This is a genomic window from Morganella psychrotolerans (assembly GCF_001676055.1).
GTDB classification, from domain to species: Bacteria; Pseudomonadota; Gammaproteobacteria; order Enterobacterales; family Enterobacteriaceae; genus Morganella; species Morganella psychrotolerans_B.
In genome coordinates this window covers 648,108-672,425 of the sequence record NZ_LZEX01000001.1, presented here as the reverse complement: position 1 = coordinate 672,425, position 24,318 = coordinate 648,108, and the positions used below count along the sequence as shown (strand labels likewise).

The window sequence follows — 24,318 nt, the reverse complement described above, 5'->3', positions numbered from 1 at the left end:
AAAAAAGTAGTAGCTGAACGGCACAGCATATTGTCGGGCGGGCGGCGTATCTCTAAAGAGACAATGTACCGAAGAGGCAGAACCCACCAAATTACATTTTATTCAACACAGCAACACCTCACAGGAAGTGAGCGAATAACTGTATCTCAATAAGGACATTATGAATTATGGAAGTATCAAAAAGTATCAAAGTCGATTGCTCATCTAACGAACTGATGAGCTTTTTCATCCGGCAGACGTTCGCAATGAAGAATGACAACCTGGCAAAAGAGTTAGGCATTCATCCAACGGCAGCAAGCCGGGAAAAGACAAGAGCGTTCCGGTTGGCGTGCAAAGCAATCACAGCACTTGGGCTACCGGAAGATTCAGTGAAAGTTGAAAGCAAGCCACCGCGCTTAGTAGTTGAGGGCGCAGATGCTGAATGGCTGATGCAGATGCTGGAGATTAAGGGAAAGGTCAAAAGAAAAGCCCCGGCGGTAACCGAGGCTCAGGATCAAATCGACTTAGCGATTTAAAAATGCAATCCAATGCTGGATGAATTATCAGTATTAGTCAATAAATAATTCAACTCATAGATAAGCTCGTTTATGGAATTTAAACGGGCTTTTAATTCATGGAGTTAATAAGCAAATGGATAATTATGAGTATAACGTCAATGTTTTAATGCCTGATTGTTATTTTGAACAGGATGAAAAATGGATAAGAGAAATGCTTCTCCGGTTAAGGCCATCGGTAAGACCGAAAATATCGGTTAAATATTCTGAGGTTTATCAAGAGCATTTCGACAATGAATCCGTTATTTATCGGAAGGAAAATTCAGGCAGAAGGGCAGCAAATACGAGGCTGAGAAACTTCGTAAAAAACTACGCTTCATACCTCGACGGGAATGTCTCAACCCCGAGAGAGTTTCAGGCAGGCACCAGCCAGAGAAACCAACCAATTCCGGCGCTCGTCTGAGATGCCAAAAATCAGCACAAAACAGGGCTTGTTCTCTGGCAAGTGCTGCGATTCATGCAAAAGACACAACGGCTAACTAACTGAAAAGAAAAGCAAAAAAGATAAAAAACCGGTGTTCGGATTGACCCTGTAAGGATAAGGAGAGGGCAACTTGGAAAACCGTTATAAATCATCAAGTTAATCAACATCAAAACGACAGGGTTTGTCGCTTTTTGCGACAGGTTCGGTCGCTTTGTTAAAAATCAATAGGTTACGGTTTATGCAGAAATGGTCACGGGTTTTTAAGTCCAGGGAACTGTTTAAGCGAATGGCCGGTTTATCTCCGGTGGCAACGGAGTTGTACGGCTACATCGTCGAGAACTGTGACTGGCGACACGGGCGGTATGTTGCCACCTCGGAGGAGACGGCAAGGGAATTGGGCGTTACCGCGAGAAGCATTCAGCGGGCGAACAAAGAACTTGAGTCGGCAGGGTTAATTAAATTCAAACGCGGGATTTACGCTGTGAATCCTGAGTTTAACTGGGGAGGACGAAGCTGGAATATTTCAAAATCCTGTTACTACACGATGGGAGTCAAAGGCGCTCAGGTGATTGATTTTAATCATGCAGCAGAGGCGATTAATTCAAAAAAGCTTGAGGAGATTGGCAGCAGCGCTCTGAGGGGAGCGCGCAGCCGTAAATCACAAGGAAATTAAACATGCTCAGTATAACGCCAAAGGCAAAGCAAGTCACCGCACTGAATATGCTCAGACGGAACTGGAACCAACACCGGACGATGTTGCTGTCCGCCAGTGTGGGGTTTGGTAAAACGGCAATCGCAGCGTTCATGACAGCGGGACTGGTATCTCACAATCAGCGCGTGATGTTTGTGGCTCCGTACACGGTGCTGCTTGACCAGACTGCATCCCGGTTTGTTGAGTACGGATTACCGGCAGAGGAAATAAGTTTCGTGTGGCGGGATCACCCGTTGTACGACCCGACAAAACTGATTCAGATTGCATCGGCAGATACCCTGATACGCCGTCAGTTTCCGGACAATATCGACCTGCTGATCATTGACGAAGCCCACATGAAACGGAAAAAAATACTGGAAATCATCCGCGACAGCGGGATCAGGGTTGTCGGACTGTCAGGTACACCGTTTGCCGGATGGATGGGGGAATACTACGAAACACTGATTAAACCGACCACGATGAAAGAACTTATCAGCATCGGAGACCTGAGCCGGTATGAATTTTACGCACCGGATAACCCTGATGTCAGCAGCGTTAAAACGTCACGACTGTCTGGATTTGGTAATGATTTCAACGAAGATCAGCTTGCTCAAATCATGGGTAATTCTGACCTGGTTGGAAACATCGTTAAATTCTGGCTTGAACACGGCGAAGACAGACCGACAGTGTGCTTCTGCGTCGATGTAAGCCATGCCAACTATGTCACGATGGAGTTTAACAGAGCTGGAATTAACTCTGAGGTCATGACCGCAGGTACGCCGCATGACGAGCGTCAGCTGATTATCAGCCGGTTTGAGACAGGGGCGACAAAAATAATTGTGAACGTTGGCGTTCTGGTTGCCGGGTTCGACAGCGACGTCCGTTGCATCATCTACGCCAGACCGACTAAATCAGAAATACGATGGGTTCAATGCCTCGGTCGGGGATTACGCACTGCGCCCGGCAAAGAGAATTGCCTGATATTTGATCACTCAGGTTCGGTTCACCGCCTCGGGTTTCCGGATGACATCGAATATGACGATCTGCAAAACAAAAACGACGGCATGAAGACCCAAAGCAGCTACCGCGAGCAGGTGAAGTCAGAGAAAAAACCGAAGGAATGCCCGTCATGTCACTACATGAAGCCTGCCGGTGTGTATGTCTGTCCGAAATGCGAATTTAAGCCGCTGATGGGGGAGAACGTTCAGGTTGATGAAACACGGGATCTGAAAAAACTCAGTGCCGGTGAGCAGATTTTCACGAAGGAACAAAAGCAAAGTTGGTGGTCACAAATTAAGTTTTACCAGAAGCAGCGTGAGATATCCGGCAAGCCAATATCAGACGGCTGGTGCGCTCATACCTACAAGAAAAAGTTCGGTGTATGGCCACGTGGTCTGCATGATTCACCGCAGGAAATGACACCGGAAGTCAGCAATTACATTCGTTCAAAAAATATTGCATTCGCGAAGATTCAGGAAAAACAGAAAAAATCAGAGGAACCGAAAACAGAAACTGAAAAAAAGCAGATAGGACTTAACGGCATTGCAAATATTAAAAAAGCGCTGAGTAAGGGAGGTCACAGTGAGGACAGTCGAGGCGGTGCTCGGGCGATGGCCTGAGATCTTTGAGTATTACCAGTTACCACCCGTCACAGGAAAAAAACACTATCAGGGGGAATGCCCAGTCTGCGGGAAAAAAGGCAAATTCAGGATAGACAATAAAAACGATGCTGGTTCATGGATATGTTCATGCGGTGCCGGGGACGGATGGAAGTTACTGGAGCTTACCCAACAGAAGGATTTTAAAGTACTGGCCGGAGAGATTGATAAGCTGATAGGAAACAGCTACTCAGAAGGGCAACGCAGACCGCAGACACAATCAGATACCAGATCTACCCGCTCAAAAGTAATCGCCAAATTCGGCACACTCTCCCCACTGAAAGACACTGACGCACACCGTTACCTGATGAGCAGGGGAATTAACGCACTTCCCGCCGGTCACATCCGTTTTAATCAGCGTGAAGTTACCCCGATGGGCGTTAAGCAATCTATCTGGTCGATTGCCACAGATGATCGTGGCAACGGCTGCTACCTGCACAGAACGGTGCTAGAAGGTGATAAAAAGGCAAATTTTGAAGGTAACAAACGGCTTCTGAAATTACAGGAAGATAATTACCTGGAGTTTGCCGGATCAGTTGCAATCAGAATGACACCGGTAGCATCGACATTGGGAATTGCGGAGGGGATAGAAACGGCGTTGTCCTGCCAGCAGATATACGGCTGCAATACCTGGTCAACACTTAACGCTAACTTCATGAGGAAGTTCAGGGCACCGAAAGGCGTTACCCATCTGATTATTTTTGCTGATGCGGACAGTAACGGCACCGGCCTTGCTGCCGCTTTTGAGTGCGGAAACCGGAACATCCTCAGCCCGAATGATGTTGAGAAAGTCAGCATCAGGTGGATTGACGGAACCGGCGATTTTAACGACATGCTGATTAACGGCGCAAAGGTGTTCCAGCAGGAACTCTGGCGCAAACGTGCGGCATAACCCAAGACAGAAGGACTTTTGATTATGGAAATTAAGCAACTTCAGCAGCAGATTCATCAGCAAAACGTTGATGCCGGATGGTGGGATAACCCGAGAGAAAAAGGCACTTTGCTTTGCCTCATCCACTCGGAAATCAGCGAAGCGATGGAAGGTGAGCGAAAAGACCTGATGGATGACCATTTGCCGCACAGGAAGATGGCAGAAGTCGAACTGGCAGACGCGGTAATCCGTATTCTGGATTACGCCCACGCATTCGGATATGACATCGAGACGGCTATTTCTGAGAAGCTGGAATACAACAAAGACCGTGCTGACCACAAGCGTGAAAACAGAGCCAAGACGCACGGAAAGCAATTTTAGGAGCCACCAATGAACTGGATTAAGACGAGCGAGCAGATGCCGAGCACCAGCAGTCCTGTTTTAATTATTTATCGCGGACAGATTCAGTGGGGATTTTTCATGCTCAAGGGGTATGACTGTGCAGAATCATACCGCTGGTTTGCGTATGGAAATCAGCGTGAGTGGGTTCCGTTCAGAGGGGTGACTCATTGGATTTATGCGGTTGATATCCCGCTGCCACAACCACCGGAGGAGTGATGAAAGCAATATCAATCAAACAGCCGTGGGCGTGGCTGATAGTTAACGGGCACAAAGATATTGAAAACCGTAGCTGGCGAACGAAGTATCGCGGACAGGTTTTTGTTCACGCATCGCAGGGTGTAAAACTGAGTGACTACGAATCAGCACATGCACTGGCTTGCCGTCTCGGGATTAAATTGCCTCACCGGTCAGAGTTTGAGACTGGCGGAATCGTAGGCATAACAACAATCACTGATTGCGTGGAACAAAGCGAATCACCGTGGTTCTTTGGTGAGAAAGGGTTTGTTCTGGCAGACAGCCGCCCGTTGCCGTTCGTGCAGATGAAAGGTCGATTGAGTTTTTTTGAAACTGGAATGGAACCGGGGGAGTGATGAAGCGCCTGAGCCCGTTTTATTGGATTGGCAGGGCACGGAAGCAGTTTGAAGACTACATCTACGAGTTAGCACTGCGGAATTTTGGTGAAATAAAAGCAGAGGGAACTACTGAAATGACAGAGAAAACACAGAAGCTAAAGCCGTGTCCCCTGTGTGGATGCGCGGACATCATAATTCACAAGCCGACATATCAGGATCTGACGCTGTTCAGTATCACCTGTGACGACTGCGATGTGCGGATTAAGCGCTTTAACGAGCCGGAGGTAGTCGCAGCCTGGAACCGGAGAGCACTAACAGGAGGTTAAATGGAAATAAGCATGGTCAAAGGCGCTAACGGCGTATTTGTACCGGCATTTGAGCACGACCTACCGCGATTAACAAAATTCAAAAACGGCGAAATGTACGCCTTCAATATCAAACTCTCCCGCAATCCATCCTTCCATAGAAAAATGTTCGCTTTCTTCAAGTTCTGCTTTGACCACTGGTGTGCAAATAAAGCAGGGCTGGAGAATATGGATGAGTACAGCCAATTTGACCGCTTCAGGAAAGACCTCACGATACTTTCCGGATTCTATGAGCAAACGGTCAGGCTGAATGGTGAAGTCCGTACGGAGGCTAAGAGCCTTGCATATGGCGATATGGAATCAGACGAATTTGAACGCTGTTATCACGCGATAGTCAATGCCGCACTAAAACACATATTCCGGGGGTGCAGTGGAATCACTGAGAACCGGCTGCTGTCATTTTTTTGAGGAACGGAATCATGAAGAAATCAATTTTACTTAAGGCGCTGGCAGTTGGCTTGTCGGCGAATTGCTTTGCCTGGTCACTCCGGCAAAGTGCAAGAGGGTATCACTACCCGCTATCACGTAACCGAATTACCGGGCACCGCAAACTAAACCGGCAGGCGAGGAAGGCGAGGCTAGCGAAATGACCGAAAAAATGTACCTGAAACTTAATTTTATAATCAGTGCTTTTCGTGACCGCGAGCAATTCACTGCTGCCGATGTAGCAACAGCAATGGGATGGACTGATAACACCGCTAACACAAAGATGCGCACCCTTGAGGAAATAGGCTCGGCAATTCAGGTTAGTCCTGCAAATAAGCGCCCCATTCTGTATGCGGTTACATCCGGAGCGGACGCCTGCCTTGATTCATATTATGCGATGGCGGGTAATCAGTTTTTCAAGGGCTTTGACGCTAAGCTGCGGGAGGTGCGCCGTGGAATGCCAGCTATGCGGTAAAGAACTCACAGACGACGAAACATACGCGTGTGAGCAATGCGCTGATGACTGCCAGCATCTGGAGGTTGTCGATAAAATCAGAGGGGAGAGTGATGCGTAAACCGACGAAGAAGTATATCCCGTTCATCCTGTGCTGGACTATCGCAATGATAGCGCTCGGACTTTATTTATCGTGAGGTGATTAATGCAAAAACTCAGGCGCCGGCGGTGCAAAATTTGCCGCGAGTGGTTTATGCCTGAAAAGGATTTCGAGAAATGGTGTAGCCAGGCTCACAAGGAAGAATTAGCGATAAAGCTATACCGGAAGCAGAACGAAGCTAGGCAGGCAAAACTGAAAAAGGAGCAGCAGACAAAGGAACACGAAAAGAAAGACAAGTTAAAAATTCGCAAGTTGGCAGTAAAACCCCTCTCATATTTCAAGCAGCAAGCACAAACCGCATTCAACGCATACATCCGGAAAAGGGATAAAGACCAGCCGTGTATCAGCTGCGGGCGTCATCACGAAGGTCAGTATCACGCCGGGCATTACCGGACTACCGGTGCGAACCCTGAACTCCGGTTTGATGAGAGTAACACGCATAAACAATGCGCCCCATGTAATAACCACCTCTCCGGAAATATCGAAAACTACACCCCACGGCTGATTGAAAAAATCGGTCAGGAGCGTTTCGACTGGCTTATGGGTGTGCATGAGTTACCGAAGTGGAAGCGTGAAGACTATGAGCGGATCCGCAACGAGTACCAGCTGAAACTGAAGGAGCTGAAATTATGTTCACAGACATAGCCGCAGCAATCGAAGAAGCCAGCTGGCTCAGACAGGAAACAAAGCATCATCACGTAGTCACACAGAAGAGAGACGGACACCTCACAGTACGGCAGGAAGCCGGTGAAAGTAAGGAATCGTTACTGAGGAAGGCATACAGCACCCGGTACGACTGCCACAAGCACACTGTATTGCCGGAGGTAAGATGAGCTATATCGGAGAAAAGGAACTCACAAAGGATCAGTTGGACTGGCTTAATCAGTGGCTGGAACTGTGGGGTGCGTGGGTTCGCTCGGGCAGGATTGATATCCGCAAAATAAATATGATTTATAAGTTTATGCAGACGGTAGAGCCTGATAAAAACCCGACCAGACCAATGTGTAATGACGATGACGGAATGTTGATTTCTCAGGTCGTAGATTCCGTCATCGCCACTGACGCACAGGCGTATGCGATATTGCTCAGCTACTATGCCAACGGGTCGTCCAAGCTGGCGATTGCATCTTACTATCACGGAGTTGCAAAACCACGCAAAATGCAAACGAGGGGAGGGAATAAAATCAGGCGTCCGTCACTCGGGACTTGTCGTAATGAGGTCAACGATAAACTCAAGGCGGCTCAATGGGTTTTGTATGAACCGTTGCGAATTGCAATGAACAGTCGCAAACGAGTGGGTAAAATACGTAAAATAACCGAACTTTGCTATTGACTTACTTTATCGAATTAGCAATACTTATCAGGTAAGTTGCTTTACGTGTACCTTAAGTCACTTGACCAGATTAACGAGCCTCGCCAAGTGCGGGGCTTTCTCATTTCTGCAACTTGTAACGATAGCTTACAGGTTCAACTCTCCGGAATTTCCGGATAGTTCACATTCCAACCTGTCGGCCTGGCCGACTAGTTCAAAATATCGCAGTCACACAGTCCCAACAGATAAATATTCCAAAGGTCGCCATGTGCGGCCTTTTTTTGTTTCCACCATATCGAGAACATCCTCGTAATGGTTCCAACACGCCGCCACATAATCCTGAACAAACAAACGTAATCATCGCAGAGATACTGTGCGCGGCACCCTATTAACTAAACTCCTCCACTGTAGGGGGTGAGTATGAAACATATGAACAACACCCCTGATTTATGGGATCAGATACTCAGTTACCTTTCTCAATATAAAGACCAAGGTGTATTTGCTGCTCTCGCCGGTTTAGTTGCTGGCTTGCGCGGGATGTATAACGGCGGCGGATGGAAGAAAACACTCTTGGACGCTGTTCTGTGTGCAGTCCTCGGTTGGTTCGCTAAAGACCTGCTGGCCTTTATGGGTCTGAATCAGGATCTGGCTTATATCACCAGCGTCATGATCGGGTACTGGGGCGTAGAGAAGGTAAGCGGCATGATTAAAGGCAAAGCAGGGGTGAACAATGAGTAATTTCGGATTCAGTAAACGCAGTGAAGATAACCTGAAAGGCGTCAATCCTGACCTGGTGAAAGTTATCCGCCGGACACTGGAAATCACGCCGGTCGACTTCATTGTCATTGAGGGGTTACGAACCGAGGCACGGCAAAAGCAGTTGGTCGCTGAGAAAAAATCACAGACCATGAAAAGCCGCCACCTTACCGGTCACGCAGTCGATATTATCCCGGTCAACACTAAATGGCAGATTGACGAATTCAAGCCGTTGCTGAAAGCGGTTAAGCAGGCTGCTGACGAATTGGGCGTAAAACTGCGATTCGGCATCAACTGGAAGAGTGATCCGTCACTGCCGATTGAAACCCGCTTCATTGATGCGCCTCATATCGAATTACCGGCATGAGCACCGCGGCAAAAGTGATGATCGGTGTCTGCGGTGTGCTGCTGCTCGGCTTACTGCTGATGCTGAATCTGTACGGCGGGTTGAAAGATAATTATCAGCTGCTGTCCACGCAATTCATTGAGCAAGTCGCCATCAACAAAGACTACAAATCCCGCATCCAGTCACTTCACGAACTCGACACCATGTACACGCAGGAGTTAACCAATGCAAAAACTGAGATTGATAGCCTGCGTGATGCTGTTAAGTCTGGCGCTAAGCGGGTGTATATCAAAGCCGAGTGTCCAAGGACCGGAACCGATACCGCCGCCGGCATGGATGATGGCAGACCCGCCACCCTGGCGAGAGACGCTGAACAAGATTATTTTCATCTCCGCAAGCAGCTTGAAACTCTGGAAAAGCAATACCTTGGTTTGAGGGACTACGTGATAACCGAGTGCCAGAAATGAAAAAGCGAGGCGAACCCCGCTTTAACTAATTAGCTGATTTGACGGTATTTGTAGCCAGCTTTTTTAATATTCACATCAAAGTATTGACCTTTTGAACTTGCATTCATTAGACCTTGATGAATCTTTGATGGGACATTTAAATACTGATAAACACTGCCACTATGGAACGCTATTTCCAAAGTTTGAGTGGCTTGGTCATAACCAACTGAATGAAGGTTTGAAGATGAAACAGGAACACGATTCAATTTCTACATCTCCTATTAGCGGGAAAAGCCCCGAGGAAATATTAGAGCATTTTAACAAATATAACTTCGTGGACGATCACGGACACCGCCTCGAATTCTGTCAGGACTTCATTGATCTTGTGATGCAGGCGACAAAGTAAAGAAACGCTTAACAACGCCTCGCTAAATAGCGGGGCTTTTTAATGGAGAAATACTATGGCAGCTCAAGGTTTCGATAACCCGAGTAAGTTTTACGATGACGTTTTGAAAAACGTTCCTCAGAAATAACCTGGCGGAGTGAAGATGACCATTAAGCAATTTATTAATGCATTCACGCCGAGATTTATCACTGAAACAGTAGCTTTCGAGTTACTTGACGATGGATATCACATCATTGCGCCAATGTGGCTGCTTGATGATGGTGAGTCCTATGACGCTACTGGCGAAATGAGAAATTTCAACCTTTTCGGGTGGGCGATATTCCCGAGGCTTTTGGGAAAAATTGACACTACACCAGGACGTAAAAATTCAGATTGTTTAAGCCAGTAAAGAGGTGATCCAAACTATCTTGACATGCCGGAACAGACGGAAGTGACCAAAGTAACGCAGCGATGCGTGATGATGGTTGCGAATTTATGTAGACCAAGGAATCAGCATCAAATCAATACGACTCACTAAAGGGAATGACTCCCCATCACGTGAGCAAAGCGCATTTCACCCAGTGCTTTAGCACGCACATCAAAACCACCAAGAGCCTTACAGAAAGTGATCCTGAGAACTGCCGCTATAGCTGGCGAGCTCTCTTGGGGCGGCTTTTCTGTGCTAACAGGTTCACTTTCTATAAGAGGTACGTATGAAGGAATTATCAGTTTTTGATACACCGGTTCGCGTTGGCGATGATGGATATATTTCCATCACAGATATTTGGAAAGCCGCCAAGGCAGCAGGTATGAAAGTAGACAACCTGCGTCCCGTTGATTTTCTCAGAAGCCCAGTAACGAAGGCATTTATCAATGAGTTAGTAAAAGGTGGAAATTCTACACCTTTTATTATTTCCAAAGGGCGCAATGGTGGAACGTTCGCAACCAAGTTCCTGGCATATGAATATGCTGGCTACATAGACCCCGCATTCAAAGTTGGGGTATATACGGTGCTGGATAGATATTTCTCAGGCGAGCTTATTTCCGTGGCCAGTTTCATGGCTGAAGCGAATATGGCTGCATATGTTTACAACCAAGAGGCGGCGGTAGTTAGTGACTGTGGGCGCACAATGAATTACTGGGGTAGAGGCGGGCGGAAGTCTCACTTGCTTCATAAGAAACAAGAGGCGGAGAGTCAACTTCAAATAGCACTGAAATATGAATAGACCGCCCAGCGGTCTTTTTTATGGGTGAGAGAATGAAACATTTCAAAATTGACGCCAAAGGCTGCGGCGAATCCGCTGTTGTGACGGTGGAGTATGGCAGGCTGCTGGCAGAGGCTAAGCGTGTTGGTGCCCTTCGCAAAATCGCCATTACAGGGCGTGGAAATGTCAGGCAGATAAAAACCATCGCAAAGATATTCATGAGAGCGCTTAATTAAAACCGAGCCGCCGATCTCCTCTGCCACATTAGCCACGACCTGTGCCACTCCTCACGGTGAGCGTGCGGACATACAGAATAATCGGTAACACCGGACTGACGACCCCATAAGCGGCGACACCTGCCGTGGTGGAAGAAATGGTGAACATCAATTAACCGAGGTAGATATGACTGAAAAATACGAAGTCACAGCAACCAAAAAGGACGGCACAACATATCACGGATTGATGACAACGAAAGAGCCGCGCATTACTAACGGGCTGATCGGTATTGCCGGTCTGGACGGCTCATGGACATATATCGCACCGGATGAAATCAGCGACATCAGATACATTCCGGTGGTTGAGGATAAACAGTAAGGAATAATTATGGCTAGGCCGGACTGGAGCGAGCTACAAAAACAGTTCCTGTCTGACTATGCCGCTACAGGGATATCACCGAAAGAGTGGTGTGAGTCTCAGGGATTAAAATACACAACTGCGAAACGCTATATTAAAGCTGCGAACAAAACTGCGAATTCGCAAATAAAAAGTAGCGCAAAATCACTGGCGGAAGATAGATCGCTCACCCCACAGCAAAAGAAATTTATTGTTGAATATCTGATAGATGGGAACGCAACTCAAGCAGCTATAAGAGCTGGATATAGTGAAAAGACAGCGCAAGAGCAGGGTTATCAGCTACTTCGTAAAGCTTCAGTTGCGAACGAAATTGCGAATCAGCAGAAGCAATCACTCTCGCGCACCCTCATTGATGCTGACGACGTCTTGGCTAAAGCGTGGAATCTGGCAACATTCGATGCGAATGAGTTGTCGCAGTACCGGGTAGGTTGCTGTCATCACTGCTGGGGCGCTGACCATAATTATCAGTGGTCATACTCCGAATACCAAAAAGCACTGACCAAGGCAAGCGCCCGTGGTCAGGATGCCCCAGATTGTTCCGGCGGCACGGATTTTAATCTGACACTTGACCCGAATCCTGATTGTCCGGTGTGTGGCGGCGAAGGCATGGGGCGTGTGTACATGCATGACACCCGCAAATTATCAGCGTCGGCAAGGTTGGCCTACTCAGGAACAAAGGTTACGCAGAACGGCATTGAGATTCTGTCGATAAGCCGTGAAAGAATGTTTGAAATGATTATGAAGCGCATTGGACTGGCTGATAGTGAGACTGCGCAAAAGCTACAATATCTTGAAATGACGCGGCGGGAGCTTGAAATAGAAAAACTCCGGCGTGAAATCGACACTGATAAAGAACAGCCAATCACTCGCATGGAGGTGGTAATTGTCGGGGAGAACGGTACGGACAACGCTGACACCTCCGCAGGGTAAATTCTTCGGGCTCACCTGCAAATATCCGGCATTTGTCGGCGGGTTTGGCACCGGTAAAACAGAAACAATGGCGGTATCTGCTTTCAGGGATGCCACTCATTCATCAAAGGCTCTCATTGCTATGTATGAGCCAACCTACGATCTGATTAGACTTATCCTCGCGCCACGCATGGAGGAGAAGCTATCAGAATTCGGGGTCAGATATAAATACAATAAATCAGAAAACATCATTTACACCGCAACATCCGGAATCGGTGACTTTGTTCTTAGGACGCTGGATAACCCGGCTCGTATTGTGGGGTATGAATCATATCGCGCACATATTGATGAAATAGACACCCTGAAAGAACAGCATGCCACTGACGTATGGGTAAAGGTGATAGCCCGTAACCGTCAGCGACCTGATGGCATGGAAAAGCCATTTAACCGCGTCAGTGTGTACACCACGCCGGAAGGCTTCCGCTTTGTGTATAAAACATGGAAGCGAAGCCCGAAAACTGGTTATGAGATGGTTCAGGCGTCCACATACAGTAATCCGTTTTTACCTGATGATTATGCAGATTCACTGAAGGCCAGTTACCCGCCACAACTTATTGAAGCGTACCTGAACGGCGACTTTGTCAACCTGACGAGCGGTACGGTATACCACTGTTACGACAGAAAGCTGAATAACAGCACTGAGTCAGTTCAGGGCGATGAGCCAATATTTGTTGGTATGGATTTCAACGTTGGCAAGATGGCGGCGGTCATTCATGTTGATAGAAATGGATTGCCTCATGCGGTCGATGAGGTGACGGATGGTTATGACACCCCTGATGTAATTAAAACGCTCAGTGGTCGCTATGGTGGTAATAAAATACATGTTTACCCTGATGCCAGTGGTAATAGCAGAAAATCAGTGAATGCATCAGAGACTGATATTGCACTGCTGAGAAAAGCGGGGTTTACCGTGCATGTTAATGGCACAAACCCGTCAGTAAAAGACAGAATAAATTCAGTCAACGCCATGTTTCTTAATGCAGATAGTGAGCGCCGGTATTTAGTTAATTCTATGCGCTGCCCTCACTACGCTGAATCACTGGAACAGCAGATATGGTCACCGAATGGCGAGCCTGACAAGACGGCAGGGTTTGACCATGCCAACGACGCAGGCGGCTACTACATCGTGAAGCAGTTCTCGATCATTAAGCGCCCGGCGCAATTCTACTTCTGAGAGGAATTTCAGTGACAACACAAAATGAAGGGCTGGAATTGCTCGTGAATAGTGTCGCCAACATGGCGGTACAGCGGGCGCTGTATGCATCCGGTGGCATGTCCAGTAATACTAAAAGAACAACACTTTATCAGGAGTTTGGTTATCCGACGGCGCTCTCATTCACTGATTATTACAATGCATACGAACGCAATGCTGTTGCTCATGCTGCGGTGCATCGTCTGCTGGATGATTGCTGGCAGGACGGCCCTACGATCATTGATGGCGATGAAGCTAAAGAGAATAAAGCGACTAACCCGTGGGAAGCATCAGTAACAAAGCTACTGAAAAAACACTGGAACCGTATTAAAGATGCTGATCGTCGCAATATGGTCGGTCACTACTCCGCGCTGGTTATTCAGTTAAAAGATGGTGAGGACTGGATAGACCCTGTCAATATAGCCGAGGTTAAACGTCTGGGCGATAAAGCTCTGGTTAGTCTGATCCCATTATGGGAACCGCAGATAACAGTCACCGAATGGGAAACTGATATTGCATCAGAAAATTACGGCAATCCCAAGTATTACGACTTTGATGAACGCCCTGTCGGACACCAGATACATGGTCCGGTTAAACAGCGAAAAATACATCCTGACCGGGTGATCATCCTCTGTGAGGGTGCAGATGATGATTATATGTTTTCTGGCATCCCGCTATTGAAAGCCGGGTTCAATAAGTTATTGGATATCGAAAAGATTTCCGGTGGTAGTGCAGAAGGTTTTCTGAAGAACGCCAGTCGCCAGATTGCTGTAGAGTTTGATGCCACAACGGATATGAGCAATATAGCGGAAGCCGCAAAGAAAGCCGGGTACGCCGATATTGGCGAGGCAATGGCTGACAAGGTCGATAAACTTAATCGCGGCACTGATTCTGCTGCTGTCATGCAGGCAGGACGCATGAATGTGCTGTCTGTTGCTGCCGCCGACCCTAATCCATCATGGGAAGTGGCTGTACGTGAGTTTCTTACCACAATACGCATCCCTTTTTCTGAGTTTCTCGGCACGCAAACCGGCGTACTGGCTGGGGATAAAGATGGCGCGGCATATGGCAAGCGCCTCAATGGTCGGCGCTGGGGATTTTTGACAAAGTATGTCACTGAAATCATCGGCCGCCTGTGTACTCTTGGTGTTATCGAGCAGCCAAAGTCAGGCGATATTACTTTGGCGTGGTCTGACATGTTGGCACCGAGTGAAGCTGACAAAATAGATAACATGATCAAAATGGCCGATGCTGCGTGGAAATCACAACAGGCATTCGGTATGGCGATATTCACGCCAAATGAAATCCGCGCAGTGGGTGAGCTTGAACCAATTAAAGATGATATTCCACCGGAAACCGGTGAAAAAGGAGATCCGTTAACTGATGATAAAAAACCAGAAGACAGGGTCGCCGATAATCCCGCGAAATAAGGCCGACCCGACACAGTCAGGAAAGCCTGTCAGAAAGATGTACCGTGATATCGAAAACCGGTATCACGGACTGAAAAAAGCACTCCGCCAACTGTTCGACCTGTCATTCAGCGGCAGAGAACGAAATAAGAACTCACTCTACAGCTACATCCTCGCTAAAAACGCACAGAATGAACCAGATTCGCTTATCAGGATTAACGCCGGTGTTTATTCGTATGACCTCGCTGAGCGTCCTGATGAGTACGCACGGTTCCTTGAACGGCTGCAATCTATTTTGGATGAGTATCTGCTTGATGGCGGAAATGAAAATCTGTGGGCGTTCAGCTATGTTGCTGATGAATATGATCGCGGCACACTGAATGCGTATACCAATCTGTCGTTACAGTCCGAAGTATATGCATCGCAAACCACGCTTACCTTTCTGATGTCACAACCTGCGCATCAGAACCAGATAGCCGCTGCGTTTATCTCGACGTTCAGTGACTGGAAGGGTATTTCTGATGCTGCCCGTGCTGACCTGTCGAACATCATTGGCTCAGCGATAGCCAGAGGGATTAACCCGCGCGAGACAGCCAGAATCGTCAGTCAGCGCCTGGATGTTTCAATGAGTAGTGCGAAACGCATCGCTCAGACGGAGCAGGTTGGTGCGCTACGGCGGGCGAACTGGAATGAAACCACATGGGCTGGTGAACAGCTAGGGCTGCGTACCGGTCTGCTGTGGCTGTCTGCGCTGAAGCCGACAACACGTAGCTGGCATGCGGCACGGCACGGCAGGGTATATACAGTAGGAGAAGTCGAAGCGTTCTATGCTGACGGCGGCAACCGGTTCAACTGCTACTGCGCGACACAGCCTGTGCTACTGAATGATGACGGGACGATTTACAACAAAGGGATCACCGATCGCCTGGCTGAAGAGCGCAAGGCTTGGGCGACAGAAGAAGATTCATAACACCACGAGGCCACAACATGAAGTTTTCCGGAATTCATGTTAAGTCGCTGGCTATCAACTCCTCCAATATCTCAACTGAAACCATCGACGGTGACGAGCATATCGTCATTCGCGGCGTTGTGCCTGTCGTTGACGACGTTGTGATGAACGGGGGGCTATATCCTGCCAGCGAAATTAACAGCAGTTTTCAGTCGATGGAGGGGAAGCAGTGCCCGTACGGACACCCTAAAATCGGCACAGATTACGTATCGGCTGACACGCCGCGCGCAGTAAACCAGTTTCATATCGGCGCATGGGCTGAGAACGTCCGCAAAGATGACAACAAAGTCATCATGGATGTAAAGGTGAACCGCCGATTCGCTGATGCCACGGACAAGGGTAAAGAGTTTCTTTCCCGCGTGGATGACATTATTGCCGGTAACAACAAAGACCCGATCCACGTCTCTACCGGCCTGCTGCTACAACGCGAGCAGAACAAAGGTAAATCAAAGGGTAAGCCGTACACATGGGTTGCCCGCAATATGCATTTTGACCACATCGCTATTCTTCCGGCAAGTGAGCCGGGAGCGGCAACACCTGATGATGGTGTCGGGATGTTTGTTAACGAAGACGGTCAGAAATGTGATGTTGAAAATGTCAGCCTGGTCGATGCGTCGAACCACACTGAATCCGGCATCTTCAACAAAGCGAAATTCTTCTTTACCAACAGCTCTAATTTCTCTTTTGAGGATATTCACGGCGCGCTGCGTGATGCCCTGAGAAAGCAATTCACCGGAGATGACTGGCCTTACCCTGAAACAGTCTGGCCTGACAAATTCATTTACTACAAATCCGGTAAATCCTACCAACAAAAATACCTCATTGACGACAACGGCGAAGCTGAATTTGTCGGTGAGCCCATTGAAGTTGTGCGCAAGCCAACAGAGTACGAAGTAAAAACCAATAAGGAAAACGACCCGATGAAACAAATCATCACAAACGCGCTGAAGGCAAAAGGCATCGACGTTGAGGGTAAAACCGACGCAGAGCTGCTGGATGCGTACAACCAGATGAACGCAGAAGGCAAAAAAGAAGAAACGCCTGAAGAGAAAGCCGCGCGTGAGAAGGCTGAGAAAGAAGCCAAGGAAGCAAAAGACAAGGCAACCAACGTCGATATGCAGACGATGATCACCGCTGCTGTCAATGCGGCTGTCGCACCTCTTCAGGCTCAGTTAAACGCTGGCGCTGATAAAGAAAAATCAGCTATGCGCGAAGCGGTAAAAACCAAGTTCGGCATGTCGGACGTTGCCGTTAACTCACTCGACGGCGACCCGCTGAAAGAACTGTATGCGCAGTGCGCACCGGTTCAGGGGCTGAATGGCTCGTTCCATTCTCAGCAGAACTCTTCCACCTCAGTTTCAGAAATGCCGGAGTAAAACGAAATGGCGAACAAAACAAAACGTGTAATTCACGCAGGGGGTATCTTCCCGAGCCCGTTGTTAAATCGCGAAGGTGCTGCGGCAGCGGACACTAAGCCTGGCATTGTTGGTTTCTTTGATGCGGACGGTTTATTCAAAGCTGCGGTCGATGGCAAAGAAGCGGCGATCCTGTACGTGGCAAATGTGGACTATCTGCGCTGCAAAGGCGTCGATGATGACCTGAAAGCCGGTGATTGGGTAGTGGCTATCCAGCCGTTGCAGGGCTTGTTCCTGAATATCCGTGCTGCTGCCGGTACGTACAAAAAAGGTCAGGCGGTGATTATCGCTAATGGCCAGATTACAGCGGCCACCGCTGCGGAAGGTGAAGTTGTATTCGCCTATGTCGAAGAAGATTCAGCATTAACTGCGAAAGCGGGTGAGCTGGTTCGCGTTGTGTTCAAGTAAGGAGAACTGAATGTTTTATTTTTCAACAAAAAAGGCAACCGAAACCGGTAACCTTAAGGCTATCACCTCTCAGTTCCGCGAGTTGACGCTTGCCCGTAACTCATCAGCACAAGCCGTGGCTGACTTCCTTGCGCGAACTCGTTATCGCGGCGATGCTGATGATGCACCGCGTTTAGATGCAGTAAATGCAGTTGACGATATTCGCCGTATGTATAAATCGTATGACCAGACTGTACTGGCTGAATTCCAGCCAAGCACAGAATTCACCCTGCTGAATGACCTGATGGGTCTTTCCCGTTCCGTGCGTCTGGATGAGTCCGTGTATGAATATGCACGTAAAGGCAGTGGTGGTGTGGCTCATACATCCATGTCTGGTCAGATTGGTGCGCTGCTGGATGCCGGGGCGTTCACCTTCGATGGAACAATGGTTCCTGTTCATGATACTGGCTTTAAGTTCACATGGCGTGACCCTATTTTCGGCAAAGGCTCTGCTCTGGCATCCTTGTCTGATGCGCAGTCTGATTCCGTTGATACCGTGCGCCGCAAGCTGATTGATTTCTTCTGGAACGGCTTCCGCGACGTGGCAGGTAACTTTATTAAGTTCGACGGTAAATCATGGAAAGGTCTGCGTGAAGATGAGCGAGTGGCTCAGGTGACATTGACTGTCAATTTTGCCACTGAGCAGGACGGCAAGAAAATCCGTGCTGAAATCATCAAACTGCGTGATGTTCTGAAGCTGAAAAACCTGCAATACGGTGAGCAGACCTGGTACGTGTCAGGTGAAATCCTGTCCAACTGGGAAAGCGTATATTTCGACGTCAACCAGACCCGCACCATCCTGGACGAATTGAAGAAAATCACCGGTATCAAAGACATCAAAGAAGATTACGAGCTGAAAGGCAATGAAATGCTTATCGTTCCGCTGGGTGCCGGTGTCATTGCGCCGATTGTCGGTCAGGCGTTCGGTACTGTCGCAGACCCGCGTCAGTTCTATAACTCTGATTACGTATGGCGCACATGGGGCGCTGCCGGTCTGATGGTTAAGCAGGATATCGCCGGTCACTTCTCAGTCGTCCACGCGAAAGGCGTATAAGGGGGGGGTTATGGCACTGGTAAAAATCGTAGCAGGAAACATTTTTGCCGGTGCCGACTTTCAAAAACTGGAAGTCGGCGCTGTCTATAATGTTAATGATGATCTGGCAAGAAACTGGATTGCCAGCGGTAAAGCGGAGCTTTCAAATGACGAAAGCGGCGTATTAATCTTTGAAGTTGCTACACCGGCAGTCGCTAACAGTGGCGACGGTCTGTCAGCGGAGTTGGTATCTGCAAAGCATCTTATTGCAGAACTGGAAGATAAAAACGCTCAGCTGCCGGTTCTTGCCGGTGAGCTGGCTGAAGCCAATGAAAAGGTGGCGGCACTCACGGCAGAACTGGAAGATAAAAACGCTCAGCTAGCCGCTGTCACCGCTGAATTAAAAGCACTGAAAGACAGCAAAAAGGCGAAATAACATGCCGATAACACTTGATGACGTAAAGCCGATGATCGCGGAACTCGGGTTTACACTGCCTGATTCTGTGCTGTCGCTGTTACTGAGTCAGGTTAATGCAAAGTCCAGATGTCTCGAAGCCAACTACGACGAAACCACGCAGAAACTGCTGCTGATTTACACTGTAGTCCGGCTGGCCTCATTGTCTGGCGCACGAAAGATATCATCACAGAGCGCTCCTAACGGGGCGTCTCGTTCTTTCGCATATGATTCTGCCGGTACTGATTATCTGCTGAATCAGATCCGCGCATGGGACAGTGCCGGATGTCTTTCTGATTTGCCGCTGTCGAGCAAAACGGTCGGTTTCTTTGGCGTGGTCGGGGGGTATCAATGAGTTCAGTTGCTAATTGGGCGTATACCTCATGGGCTACGCTGTGGCGGTCTGCCGGCAAAGATAAATACGGCAAGCCGACATTCTCCGAGCCGGTTCATTTCCTGTGTGGCTATGGTAGCGAGCTTAAGGGCGGAAAGATTGATATCGGATCTGAAATCACTATCAAACTGGTGTTCTGGACTGAGTATGCTGATGCGAAGAAAGGTGACTTTATCGCTATCGGCAAGCACTCAGACAATCTGGTTTCTGCCGGAGCCGACGAAATCAAATTCATCAAACGTGATGAGGATTTATTCGAGCATATAGCAGATGACTATACCCTGATAACGGCGGTGTGATATGGCGGCTAAAATCAGAGGTATTGCAGATGTCAGTGCCAATATCAACGCGTTGGTCGGTGGTATTCGCGGTCGTCAGATTACCCGCGCTATACAGGCGGCGATGCTGATCGGCGGCGCTCAGGCGACGTTGTTCACACCTATTGGTGACACATCAACGCTCATCAACTCACAGTTTCGTGAAATCACAGTCAATGGCACGCGCGTTACCGGTCGTGTCGGGTACTCTGCCAATTACGCAGTATTCGTTCATGATCCGAAAGTTAAGCAAAAATTCCGGCGTGCAACTGCGCGGAAAGAGTTCCTGAAACTCGGTTTTGAGGAGTCGCGTGATGAGATTGAAGCAGCCATGCGGCAGGAGATGCGCATATGATACACGAAGCGTTTGAGCGTTATCTGAACCGTGCAGGATTGCTGGATGACTTCACGATTCAGTATCTGACGTGGAATGAGGAGCCGGATTCACGCACACAGCAATATGCGGTTATTCAGCCTGACGGCGGCGGCGGTCGTTTTGCCGACCTCGGGGCTGATGACAATGCGATGCTGATTCTGGTGTCCGCACAGAACGACCCTGAGCCGATACTGACCAGAGCGAAAGATATTCTTGATTACGTAGCGTCTCATCCGCTGGACTGCGAACTCAACTCAATATACAACCTCGGCGGGCTGACGAAGCCGATCCCGACAGAGGAAGGCAGGTTTATCATACAACTGGCTTTCCGCTGCACATCTTAAACAAACACACTTCAAACAGGGTCGCTTATGCGGCCTTTTTTATTTGCAAATAAAGAGGTTATAACATGGCACAATGCCCTGATGATAAAGGCCTGGTGATGGGTAATGCGGGGATTCTCCGCATCGCGCCCGGTTGCCCAGGCACGGTTCCTGAACAATCCGCGTTTCTGCGTCTCGGCGCACTGACCAGTAAAGGGCTGGATTACGGTACTGAAACAGTGACATCCAAAGCTGACGACACAAAAGGGCTGACCGAAGCCATCGTGACCGGCGCGGACGTGACGATTAAGTTTGATGGTGAACTGAAGCGCAAGGGCGTGGATGGCTCGACATCCGCGTTCGATATCTCACGGGATATTCTCGTAGAGATTAAAGCTGGTCGCCAGCCGTCATATTGGGTTCAGCTCGATATGAAAGGTGACGGAAGTGATGTAATTCAGGGTTATATGACCTTTACATCATGGTCACTGGAATTCCCGACAAAAGAAATCTCAACCTATTCCGGTGAGCTTAAAGTGGCTGATGCTGACAGCTTCGAGTGGTTACAGGAAGAAATCGCTGTACTGAGTATTGCGGTTGATCCATCCGCTACCACGGTTAAAGTCGGCGAAACCAAATCTATCATGGTGAAATTTACGCCTGGTGATGCGACCAACAAAACCTGCACCGCAGTCAGCGACAAGCCAGCATTTGCGACAGTGTCACAGGTCGGCACAGTTGTTACTGTTCGCGGAGTTGCTGCTGGTGTCGCTAATGTCACCGTCACCTCCGAAGATGGCGCGAAGACAGCGAAGTGCGTCGTTACCGTCACCGAGTAACATTACAAAGGGTATCTCCGGATGCCCTTGATAATGTATTCAGGAGGATATATGACACCACGGTTAGAATACGGCGAGATGGTGATATCCACTGCCGAAAATGATTACCTGTTCCGTCCGTCACTGGATGCAATGACGCGAATCGGGTCGCCAAAAGAGATAGTGAGCACGTTTACGCGATTAAATGGTGCCGAGGTACAGCAAATTATTGCGTCTGCTGTGGACGCATACGGAGCCGTTCCTGAGTGGCTGATTGCACTGTTAAATAAGCCGGTGTACGGGCGCAGTATTTTATCGACCGCAATGGACGTGATGCAGGCGTGTTGTGATGATGATTGCTCTGAGGTTATCGGGGAATGGCGACCGGGTAAATCCGTCATGGTGTACCGGCAGGGCGCTATGCATTACCGCGATATCATCCTGCTGGCGCGTGAGTTGATGACCCACGGCATTATCGGTAAAGCAAGGTGCGAAAACTCCAGCGTAACGAAGGTAAAGACGAATACTCAGACGAGTTTCACGCTGTCGAGTACATCAGCGCCGCCCGCGTACATTTCAACATCACCCGCAGCGAAGCAGAGCAGCTAACAATGACCGAATTCGTGATGATGCTGAAAGCGAAATATCCGGACGAGAAGGGTTTCACTAAAGATGAGTATGAAGCAATCACCAAAGCCGACGATGCCCGTAACGATGACCTGATTAAGGGTAAGCGCCGGTTGGTGAGCAGGAGGAAGGCGTAATGAAGCCCCGGAAGGGGCTTATTTGTTTTTCAGTAGCTGCTCAAGCATGGACTCGATTTTATCAAGGCGCGGGCTGATATCCTTTGGTGATTTTGGACTTTCAGTTTTAATTGATGAGCCTAGGCTTACGCCATCAAATGTACGAAATGCCTTTATCCACTCACAGGAAAGATCGATTTGCGCTTGGATGGCGACACCAACAATGATGGATAAATCTTCAACTATATAGGGCGAAAAGTCAGGGTTTAACGACGTTAAATACCAATTCCCTTGGTCAAATATTAATTGCTTGAAAACACCCATCCCATCCATATAAGCCAAAACGAAGTCCATGTCTTTTGGAGTTCTTGTTGGGTCAATGATGACTATAGTGCCGGATGGTAGACTGACACTGCCGGCGGATGTCATTGAGTTACCCATGATCTCATACGCAAAGATCTGTGAGTTTGTATTTGGTGGGGCTGGTATAAATTTAGAAAATGCAGCAGGACTCCCTAAACTAAAAATTGAATCTGAATAAGATAAAACGGGTATTTCAGGGACGGTGATTGTGCGCTTTATGTTGTCAATGCTTGGGCCTTCACCAATACCCGATGAAAGCCACTCTGTGGTCGCTCCCAGCGCAACGGCCAGATTATTCAAAACCTTAATCCTCGGCTTGGAGTCTCCGGCCTCGTATGCCGCTATTTGACGACGCACGACCCCAACTTTATCAGCAAGGTCACCCTGAGTAAGGTTTGCGGCTTGTCTGGCTGCCTGCACTCTATTTTTGAAGTTATCATCAATTTTCATATGTGAACTCTATAAAATTCATATTGACACATTGCGGAGTCATGGGGTATAACTGATATTACATCATGAAGATGTGTAATTGGAATACTACATAGGAGATAATTTATGGAAAAGAAAAATAGAATTGCCCCATACCCATTCAGAATGCGGCCAGATATGCGGAAGTGGATAGATGATGTGGCAAGTGAAAAGCGGCGCTCAACCCAAGTCCAGCTTGAATACATTATAGAAGTCGTGATGGAGATGGCTAAAAATGGCGAATTTCGGATGCCGTAATGAAGAAGCCTCAACTGCGCAAACAATTGAGGCCTCAGTATCAAATAATCCCTCGACAGGAATAAATGACATGAACAGTGTAGCGAAAACAGACTTAACTTTCCAGGACATTACATTTGAGCCGGTTTATCAGGACGGTCAAATGTGGCTTACATCAACGGAGTTAGCAAAAGCGTTGGGTTATAGCCGGACTGATAACGTCAGTCGCGTGTATTCCCGTAATTCTGATGAATTTACGGAGTCGATGACAACCACCGTCAAAATGACGTTGGTTAGAAAAACGGGTGAAGTTGAGGTTATTGTCCGCCTTTTCTCACTGCGCGGCGCACACTTGATAGCAATGTTCGCATCAACGCCGGTCGCCAAACAATTCCGTAAGTGGGTGCTGGATATTCTGGATCGCGAAGTGGCAGTTAACGGGCTGGATGAGCATCTTTTGTTAAGGAATCTCACCACAGCCTATAAGCACATCAAACGCATTAACGAAATATGGGGAGGCATGTTATCGCCATCGTTGCGCAGACTGAATATGGAGGTTGATTCTGAAATGACAGGGCGCTTAAAGGACGTACAAGGCCCGTTGTTTAGCTCTTTGACACACATGGAGTGGTATTCAAAAGCGAGGTTAACACATTGACAGACACTAAAAACAGAAAAGCCAACAGGTGCG

The 24,318-nt window shown here is 48.3% G+C and carries 38 protein-coding genes and 1 pseudogene; 36 read left to right on the top strand and 3 right to left on the bottom strand.

Annotated elements, in window-relative coordinates:
• The first annotated feature begins 167 nt into the window (after nt 1–167).
• The 17 genes from AYY17_RS03195 to AYY17_RS03115 all read left to right on the top strand — a co-directional run bounded on the left by AYY17_RS03195 (nt 168) and on the right by AYY17_RS03115 (nt 9,458).
• The gene (locus tag AYY17_RS03195) at nt 168–515 is read left to right on the top strand and encodes a hypothetical protein (protein ID WP_067421192.1); all 348 of its coding nucleotides are present in this window, start codon (nt 168–170) and stop codon (nt 513–515) included.
• Nucleotides 516–630: 115 nt separating this feature from the next.
• Nucleotides 631–957 carry a hypothetical protein gene (locus tag AYY17_RS03190; protein WP_036409993.1) on the top strand — a complete coding sequence of 109 codons (327 nt, stop codon included), beginning with the start codon at nt 631–633 and terminating at the stop codon, nt 955–957.
• Between the two features lie 307 nt (nt 958–1,264).
• Nucleotides 1,265–1,651, top strand: a complete 387-nt coding sequence (locus tag AYY17_RS03185) for a replication/maintenance protein RepL (protein WP_235845255.1) — start codon at nt 1,265–1,267, stop codon at nt 1,649–1,651.
• 2 nt (nt 1,652–1,653) lie between these two features.
• Entirely contained in the window at nt 1,654–3,288 is a 1,635-nt protein-coding gene (locus tag AYY17_RS03180; RefSeq protein WP_067421189.1) for a DEAD/DEAH box helicase, read from the top strand.
• Entirely contained in the window at nt 3,251–4,219 is a 969-nt protein-coding gene (locus AYY17_RS03175; protein WP_067421187.1) for a primase-helicase zinc-binding domain-containing protein, read from the top strand. Before AYY17_RS03180 ends, AYY17_RS03175 begins: the two co-directional genes overlap by 38 nt.
• Before the next feature lie 24 nt (nt 4,220–4,243).
• Nucleotides 4,244–4,579 carry a nucleoside triphosphate pyrophosphohydrolase family protein gene (locus AYY17_RS03170; RefSeq protein WP_082981234.1) on the top strand — a complete coding sequence of 112 codons (336 nt, stop codon included), beginning with the start codon at nt 4,244–4,246 and terminating at the stop codon, nt 4,577–4,579.
• Between the two features lie 9 nt (nt 4,580–4,588).
• Nucleotides 4,589–4,816, top strand: a complete 228-nt coding sequence (locus AYY17_RS03165; RefSeq protein WP_067421185.1) for a DUF551 domain-containing protein — start codon at nt 4,589–4,591, stop codon at nt 4,814–4,816.
• Nucleotides 4,816–5,190, top strand: coding sequence for an ASCH domain-containing protein (locus AYY17_RS03160; protein ID WP_067421183.1), 375 nt, complete (start codon nt 4,816–4,818; stop codon nt 5,188–5,190). Before AYY17_RS03165 ends, AYY17_RS03160 begins: the two co-directional genes overlap by 1 nt.
• Nucleotides 5,190–5,498, top strand: a complete 309-nt coding sequence (locus AYY17_RS03155) for a Lar family restriction alleviation protein (RefSeq protein WP_067421181.1) — start codon at nt 5,190–5,192, stop codon at nt 5,496–5,498. Before AYY17_RS03160 ends, AYY17_RS03155 begins: the two co-directional genes overlap by 1 nt.
• On the top strand, nt 5,499–5,945 hold the full coding sequence (locus AYY17_RS03150) for a DUF1367 family protein (RefSeq protein WP_067421179.1): 447 nt from the start codon (nt 5,499–5,501) through the stop codon (nt 5,943–5,945). It begins immediately after the preceding gene.
• 178 nt (nt 5,946–6,123) lie between these two features.
• Nucleotides 6,124–6,438, top strand: a complete 315-nt coding sequence (locus AYY17_RS03145) for a helix-turn-helix transcriptional regulator (protein ID WP_067421177.1) — start codon at nt 6,124–6,126, stop codon at nt 6,436–6,438.
• A 184-nt stretch (nt 6,439–6,622) separates the two neighbouring features.
• Nucleotides 6,623–7,222 carry a recombination protein NinG gene (locus AYY17_RS03140; protein WP_067421175.1) on the top strand — a complete coding sequence of 200 codons (600 nt, stop codon included), beginning with the start codon at nt 6,623–6,625 and terminating at the stop codon, nt 7,220–7,222.
• On the top strand, nt 7,207–7,410 hold the full coding sequence (locus AYY17_RS03135; RefSeq protein WP_067421173.1) for a hypothetical protein: 204 nt from the start codon (nt 7,207–7,209) through the stop codon (nt 7,408–7,410). The genes AYY17_RS03140 and AYY17_RS03135 overlap by 16 nt, the downstream gene beginning before the upstream one ends.
• Nucleotides 7,407–7,910, top strand: a complete 504-nt coding sequence (locus AYY17_RS03130; RefSeq protein WP_067421171.1) for an antiterminator Q family protein — start codon at nt 7,407–7,409, stop codon at nt 7,908–7,910. The genes AYY17_RS03135 and AYY17_RS03130 overlap by 4 nt, the downstream gene beginning before the upstream one ends.
• Before the next feature lie 399 nt (nt 7,911–8,309).
• A complete protein-coding gene (locus AYY17_RS03125) occupies nt 8,310–8,627 on the top strand; it encodes a phage holin, lambda family (RefSeq protein ID WP_067421169.1) in 318 nt (105 codons plus the stop codon).
• The gene (locus tag AYY17_RS03120; RefSeq protein ID WP_067421167.1) at nt 8,620–9,012 is read left to right on the top strand and encodes a M15 family metallopeptidase; all 393 of its coding nucleotides are present in this window, start codon (nt 8,620–8,622) and stop codon (nt 9,010–9,012) included. The genes AYY17_RS03125 and AYY17_RS03120 overlap by 8 nt, the downstream gene beginning before the upstream one ends.
• Nucleotides 9,009–9,458, top strand: a complete 450-nt coding sequence (locus AYY17_RS03115; protein ID WP_067421166.1) for a lysis protein — start codon at nt 9,009–9,011, stop codon at nt 9,456–9,458. The genes AYY17_RS03120 and AYY17_RS03115 overlap by 4 nt, the downstream gene beginning before the upstream one ends.
• Nucleotides 9,459–9,487: 29 nt before the next feature.
• Here the strand turns inward: AYY17_RS03115 and AYY17_RS21000 are convergent, their stop codons facing one another.
• Entirely contained in the window at nt 9,488–9,703 is a 216-nt protein-coding gene (locus tag AYY17_RS21000) for a KTSC domain-containing protein (RefSeq protein ID WP_082981252.1), read from the bottom strand.
• Between the two features lie 282 nt (nt 9,704–9,985).
• Between AYY17_RS21000 and AYY17_RS03105 the strand changes: the two genes are divergently transcribed.
• Both AYY17_RS03105 and AYY17_RS03100 read left to right on the top strand, forming a co-directional pair.
• On the top strand, nt 9,986–10,231 hold the full coding sequence (locus AYY17_RS03105) for a hypothetical protein (RefSeq protein ID WP_067421162.1): 246 nt from the start codon (nt 9,986–9,988) through the stop codon (nt 10,229–10,231).
• A 304-nt stretch (nt 10,232–10,535) separates the two neighbouring features.
• Nucleotides 10,536–11,048: a KilA-N domain-containing protein gene (locus tag AYY17_RS03100; protein ID WP_067421160.1), complete on the top strand. Its 513-nt coding sequence runs from the start codon at nt 10,536–10,538 to the stop codon at nt 11,046–11,048.
• On the opposite strand, the gene AYY17_RS21435 is transcribed toward AYY17_RS03100, so the two are convergent.
• A complete protein-coding gene (locus AYY17_RS21435; protein WP_156656612.1) occupies nt 11,024–11,299 on the bottom strand; it encodes a hypothetical protein in 276 nt (91 codons plus the stop codon). The two genes, AYY17_RS03100 and AYY17_RS21435, sit on opposite strands and share 25 nt — an antisense overlap.
• Before the next feature lie 130 nt (nt 11,300–11,429).
• Between AYY17_RS21435 and AYY17_RS03090 the strand changes: the two genes are divergently transcribed.
• The 15 genes and pseudogenes from AYY17_RS03090 (at nt 11,430) to AYY17_RS03020 (ending at nt 22,580) form a co-directional block, all read left to right on the top strand.
• The gene (locus AYY17_RS03090; protein WP_067401959.1) at nt 11,430–11,621 is read left to right on the top strand and encodes a hypothetical protein; all 192 of its coding nucleotides are present in this window, start codon (nt 11,430–11,432) and stop codon (nt 11,619–11,621) included.
• 9 nt (nt 11,622–11,630) lie between these two features.
• Complete coding sequence (locus tag AYY17_RS03085) at nt 11,631–12,590, top strand: terminase small subunit (protein WP_067421156.1); 960 nt, start codon at nt 11,631–11,633, stop codon at nt 12,588–12,590.
• Complete coding sequence (locus AYY17_RS03080; protein WP_067421154.1) at nt 12,544–13,803, top strand: terminase large subunit domain-containing protein; 1,260 nt, start codon at nt 12,544–12,546, stop codon at nt 13,801–13,803. The genes AYY17_RS03085 and AYY17_RS03080 overlap by 47 nt, the downstream gene beginning before the upstream one ends.
• 11 nt (nt 13,804–13,814) lie before the next feature.
• Nucleotides 13,815–15,251, top strand: coding sequence for an anti-CBASS protein Acb1 family protein (locus AYY17_RS03075; protein WP_067421152.1), 1,437 nt, complete (start codon nt 13,815–13,817; stop codon nt 15,249–15,251).
• A complete protein-coding gene (locus tag AYY17_RS03070; protein WP_067421150.1) occupies nt 15,205–16,200 on the top strand; it encodes a phage minor head protein in 996 nt (331 codons plus the stop codon). The genes AYY17_RS03075 and AYY17_RS03070 overlap by 47 nt, the downstream gene beginning before the upstream one ends.
• 17 nt (nt 16,201–16,217) lie before the next feature.
• Nucleotides 16,218–17,615, top strand: coding sequence for a DUF2213 domain-containing protein (locus AYY17_RS03065; RefSeq protein WP_067421148.1), 1,398 nt, complete (start codon nt 16,218–16,220; stop codon nt 17,613–17,615).
• 6 nt (nt 17,616–17,621) lie between these two features.
• Nucleotides 17,622–18,062, top strand: a complete 441-nt coding sequence (locus tag AYY17_RS03060) for a hypothetical protein (RefSeq protein ID WP_067421146.1) — start codon at nt 17,622–17,624, stop codon at nt 18,060–18,062.
• Nucleotides 18,063–18,072: 10 nt separating this feature from the next.
• Nucleotides 18,073–19,155, top strand: a complete 1,083-nt coding sequence (locus tag AYY17_RS03055; protein ID WP_067421144.1) for a major capsid protein — start codon at nt 18,073–18,075, stop codon at nt 19,153–19,155.
• A 10-nt stretch (nt 19,156–19,165) separates the two neighbouring features.
• Complete coding sequence (locus tag AYY17_RS03050; RefSeq protein ID WP_067421142.1) at nt 19,166–19,570, top strand: kinetochore Spc7 family protein; 405 nt, start codon at nt 19,166–19,168, stop codon at nt 19,568–19,570.
• A 1-nt stretch (nt 19,571) separates the two neighbouring features.
• Complete coding sequence (locus AYY17_RS03045) at nt 19,572–19,943, top strand: DUF7370 family protein (RefSeq protein WP_067421140.1); 372 nt, start codon at nt 19,572–19,574, stop codon at nt 19,941–19,943.
• Nucleotides 19,940–20,281 (top strand): hypothetical protein, encoded by a 342-nt coding sequence (locus AYY17_RS03040; protein WP_067421138.1) that lies wholly within the window; start codon nt 19,940–19,942, stop codon nt 20,279–20,281. Before AYY17_RS03045 ends, AYY17_RS03040 begins: the two co-directional genes overlap by 4 nt.
• 1 nt (nt 20,282) lies before the next feature.
• On the top strand, nt 20,283–20,654 hold the full coding sequence (locus AYY17_RS03035; RefSeq protein ID WP_067421136.1) for a hypothetical protein: 372 nt from the start codon (nt 20,283–20,285) through the stop codon (nt 20,652–20,654).
• Complete coding sequence (locus tag AYY17_RS03030; protein WP_067421134.1) at nt 20,651–21,019, top strand: phage tail termination protein; 369 nt, start codon at nt 20,651–20,653, stop codon at nt 21,017–21,019. The genes AYY17_RS03035 and AYY17_RS03030 overlap by 4 nt, the downstream gene beginning before the upstream one ends.
• 65 nt (nt 21,020–21,084) lie before the next feature.
• Nucleotides 21,085–21,837, top strand: a complete 753-nt coding sequence (locus tag AYY17_RS03025) for an Ig-like domain-containing protein (RefSeq protein WP_067421132.1) — start codon at nt 21,085–21,087, stop codon at nt 21,835–21,837.
• A gap of 21 nt (nt 21,838–21,858) precedes the next feature.
• A pseudogene (locus AYY17_RS03020) lies at nt 21,859–22,580 on the top strand (DUF6246 family protein).
• 18 nt (nt 22,581–22,598) lie between these two features.
• Here AYY17_RS03020 and AYY17_RS03015 read toward each other — a convergent pair.
• Nucleotides 22,599–23,372, bottom strand: coding sequence for a LexA family protein (locus tag AYY17_RS03015; RefSeq protein WP_067421130.1), 774 nt, complete (start codon nt 23,370–23,372; stop codon nt 22,599–22,601).
• A gap of 105 nt (nt 23,373–23,477) precedes the next feature.
• Here AYY17_RS03015 and AYY17_RS21430 point away from each other — a divergent pair, with 105 nt between their 5' ends.
• Both AYY17_RS21430 and AYY17_RS03010 read left to right on the top strand, forming a co-directional pair.
• Nucleotides 23,478–23,648, top strand: a complete 171-nt coding sequence (locus tag AYY17_RS21430; RefSeq protein WP_156656611.1) for a hypothetical protein — start codon at nt 23,478–23,480, stop codon at nt 23,646–23,648.
• Nucleotides 23,649–23,718: 70 nt separating this feature from the next.
• Nucleotides 23,719–24,285 (top strand): BRO-N domain-containing protein, encoded by a 567-nt coding sequence (locus tag AYY17_RS03010; protein WP_067421128.1) that lies wholly within the window; start codon nt 23,719–23,721, stop codon nt 24,283–24,285.
• Nucleotides 24,286–24,318: the final 33 nt, after the last annotated feature.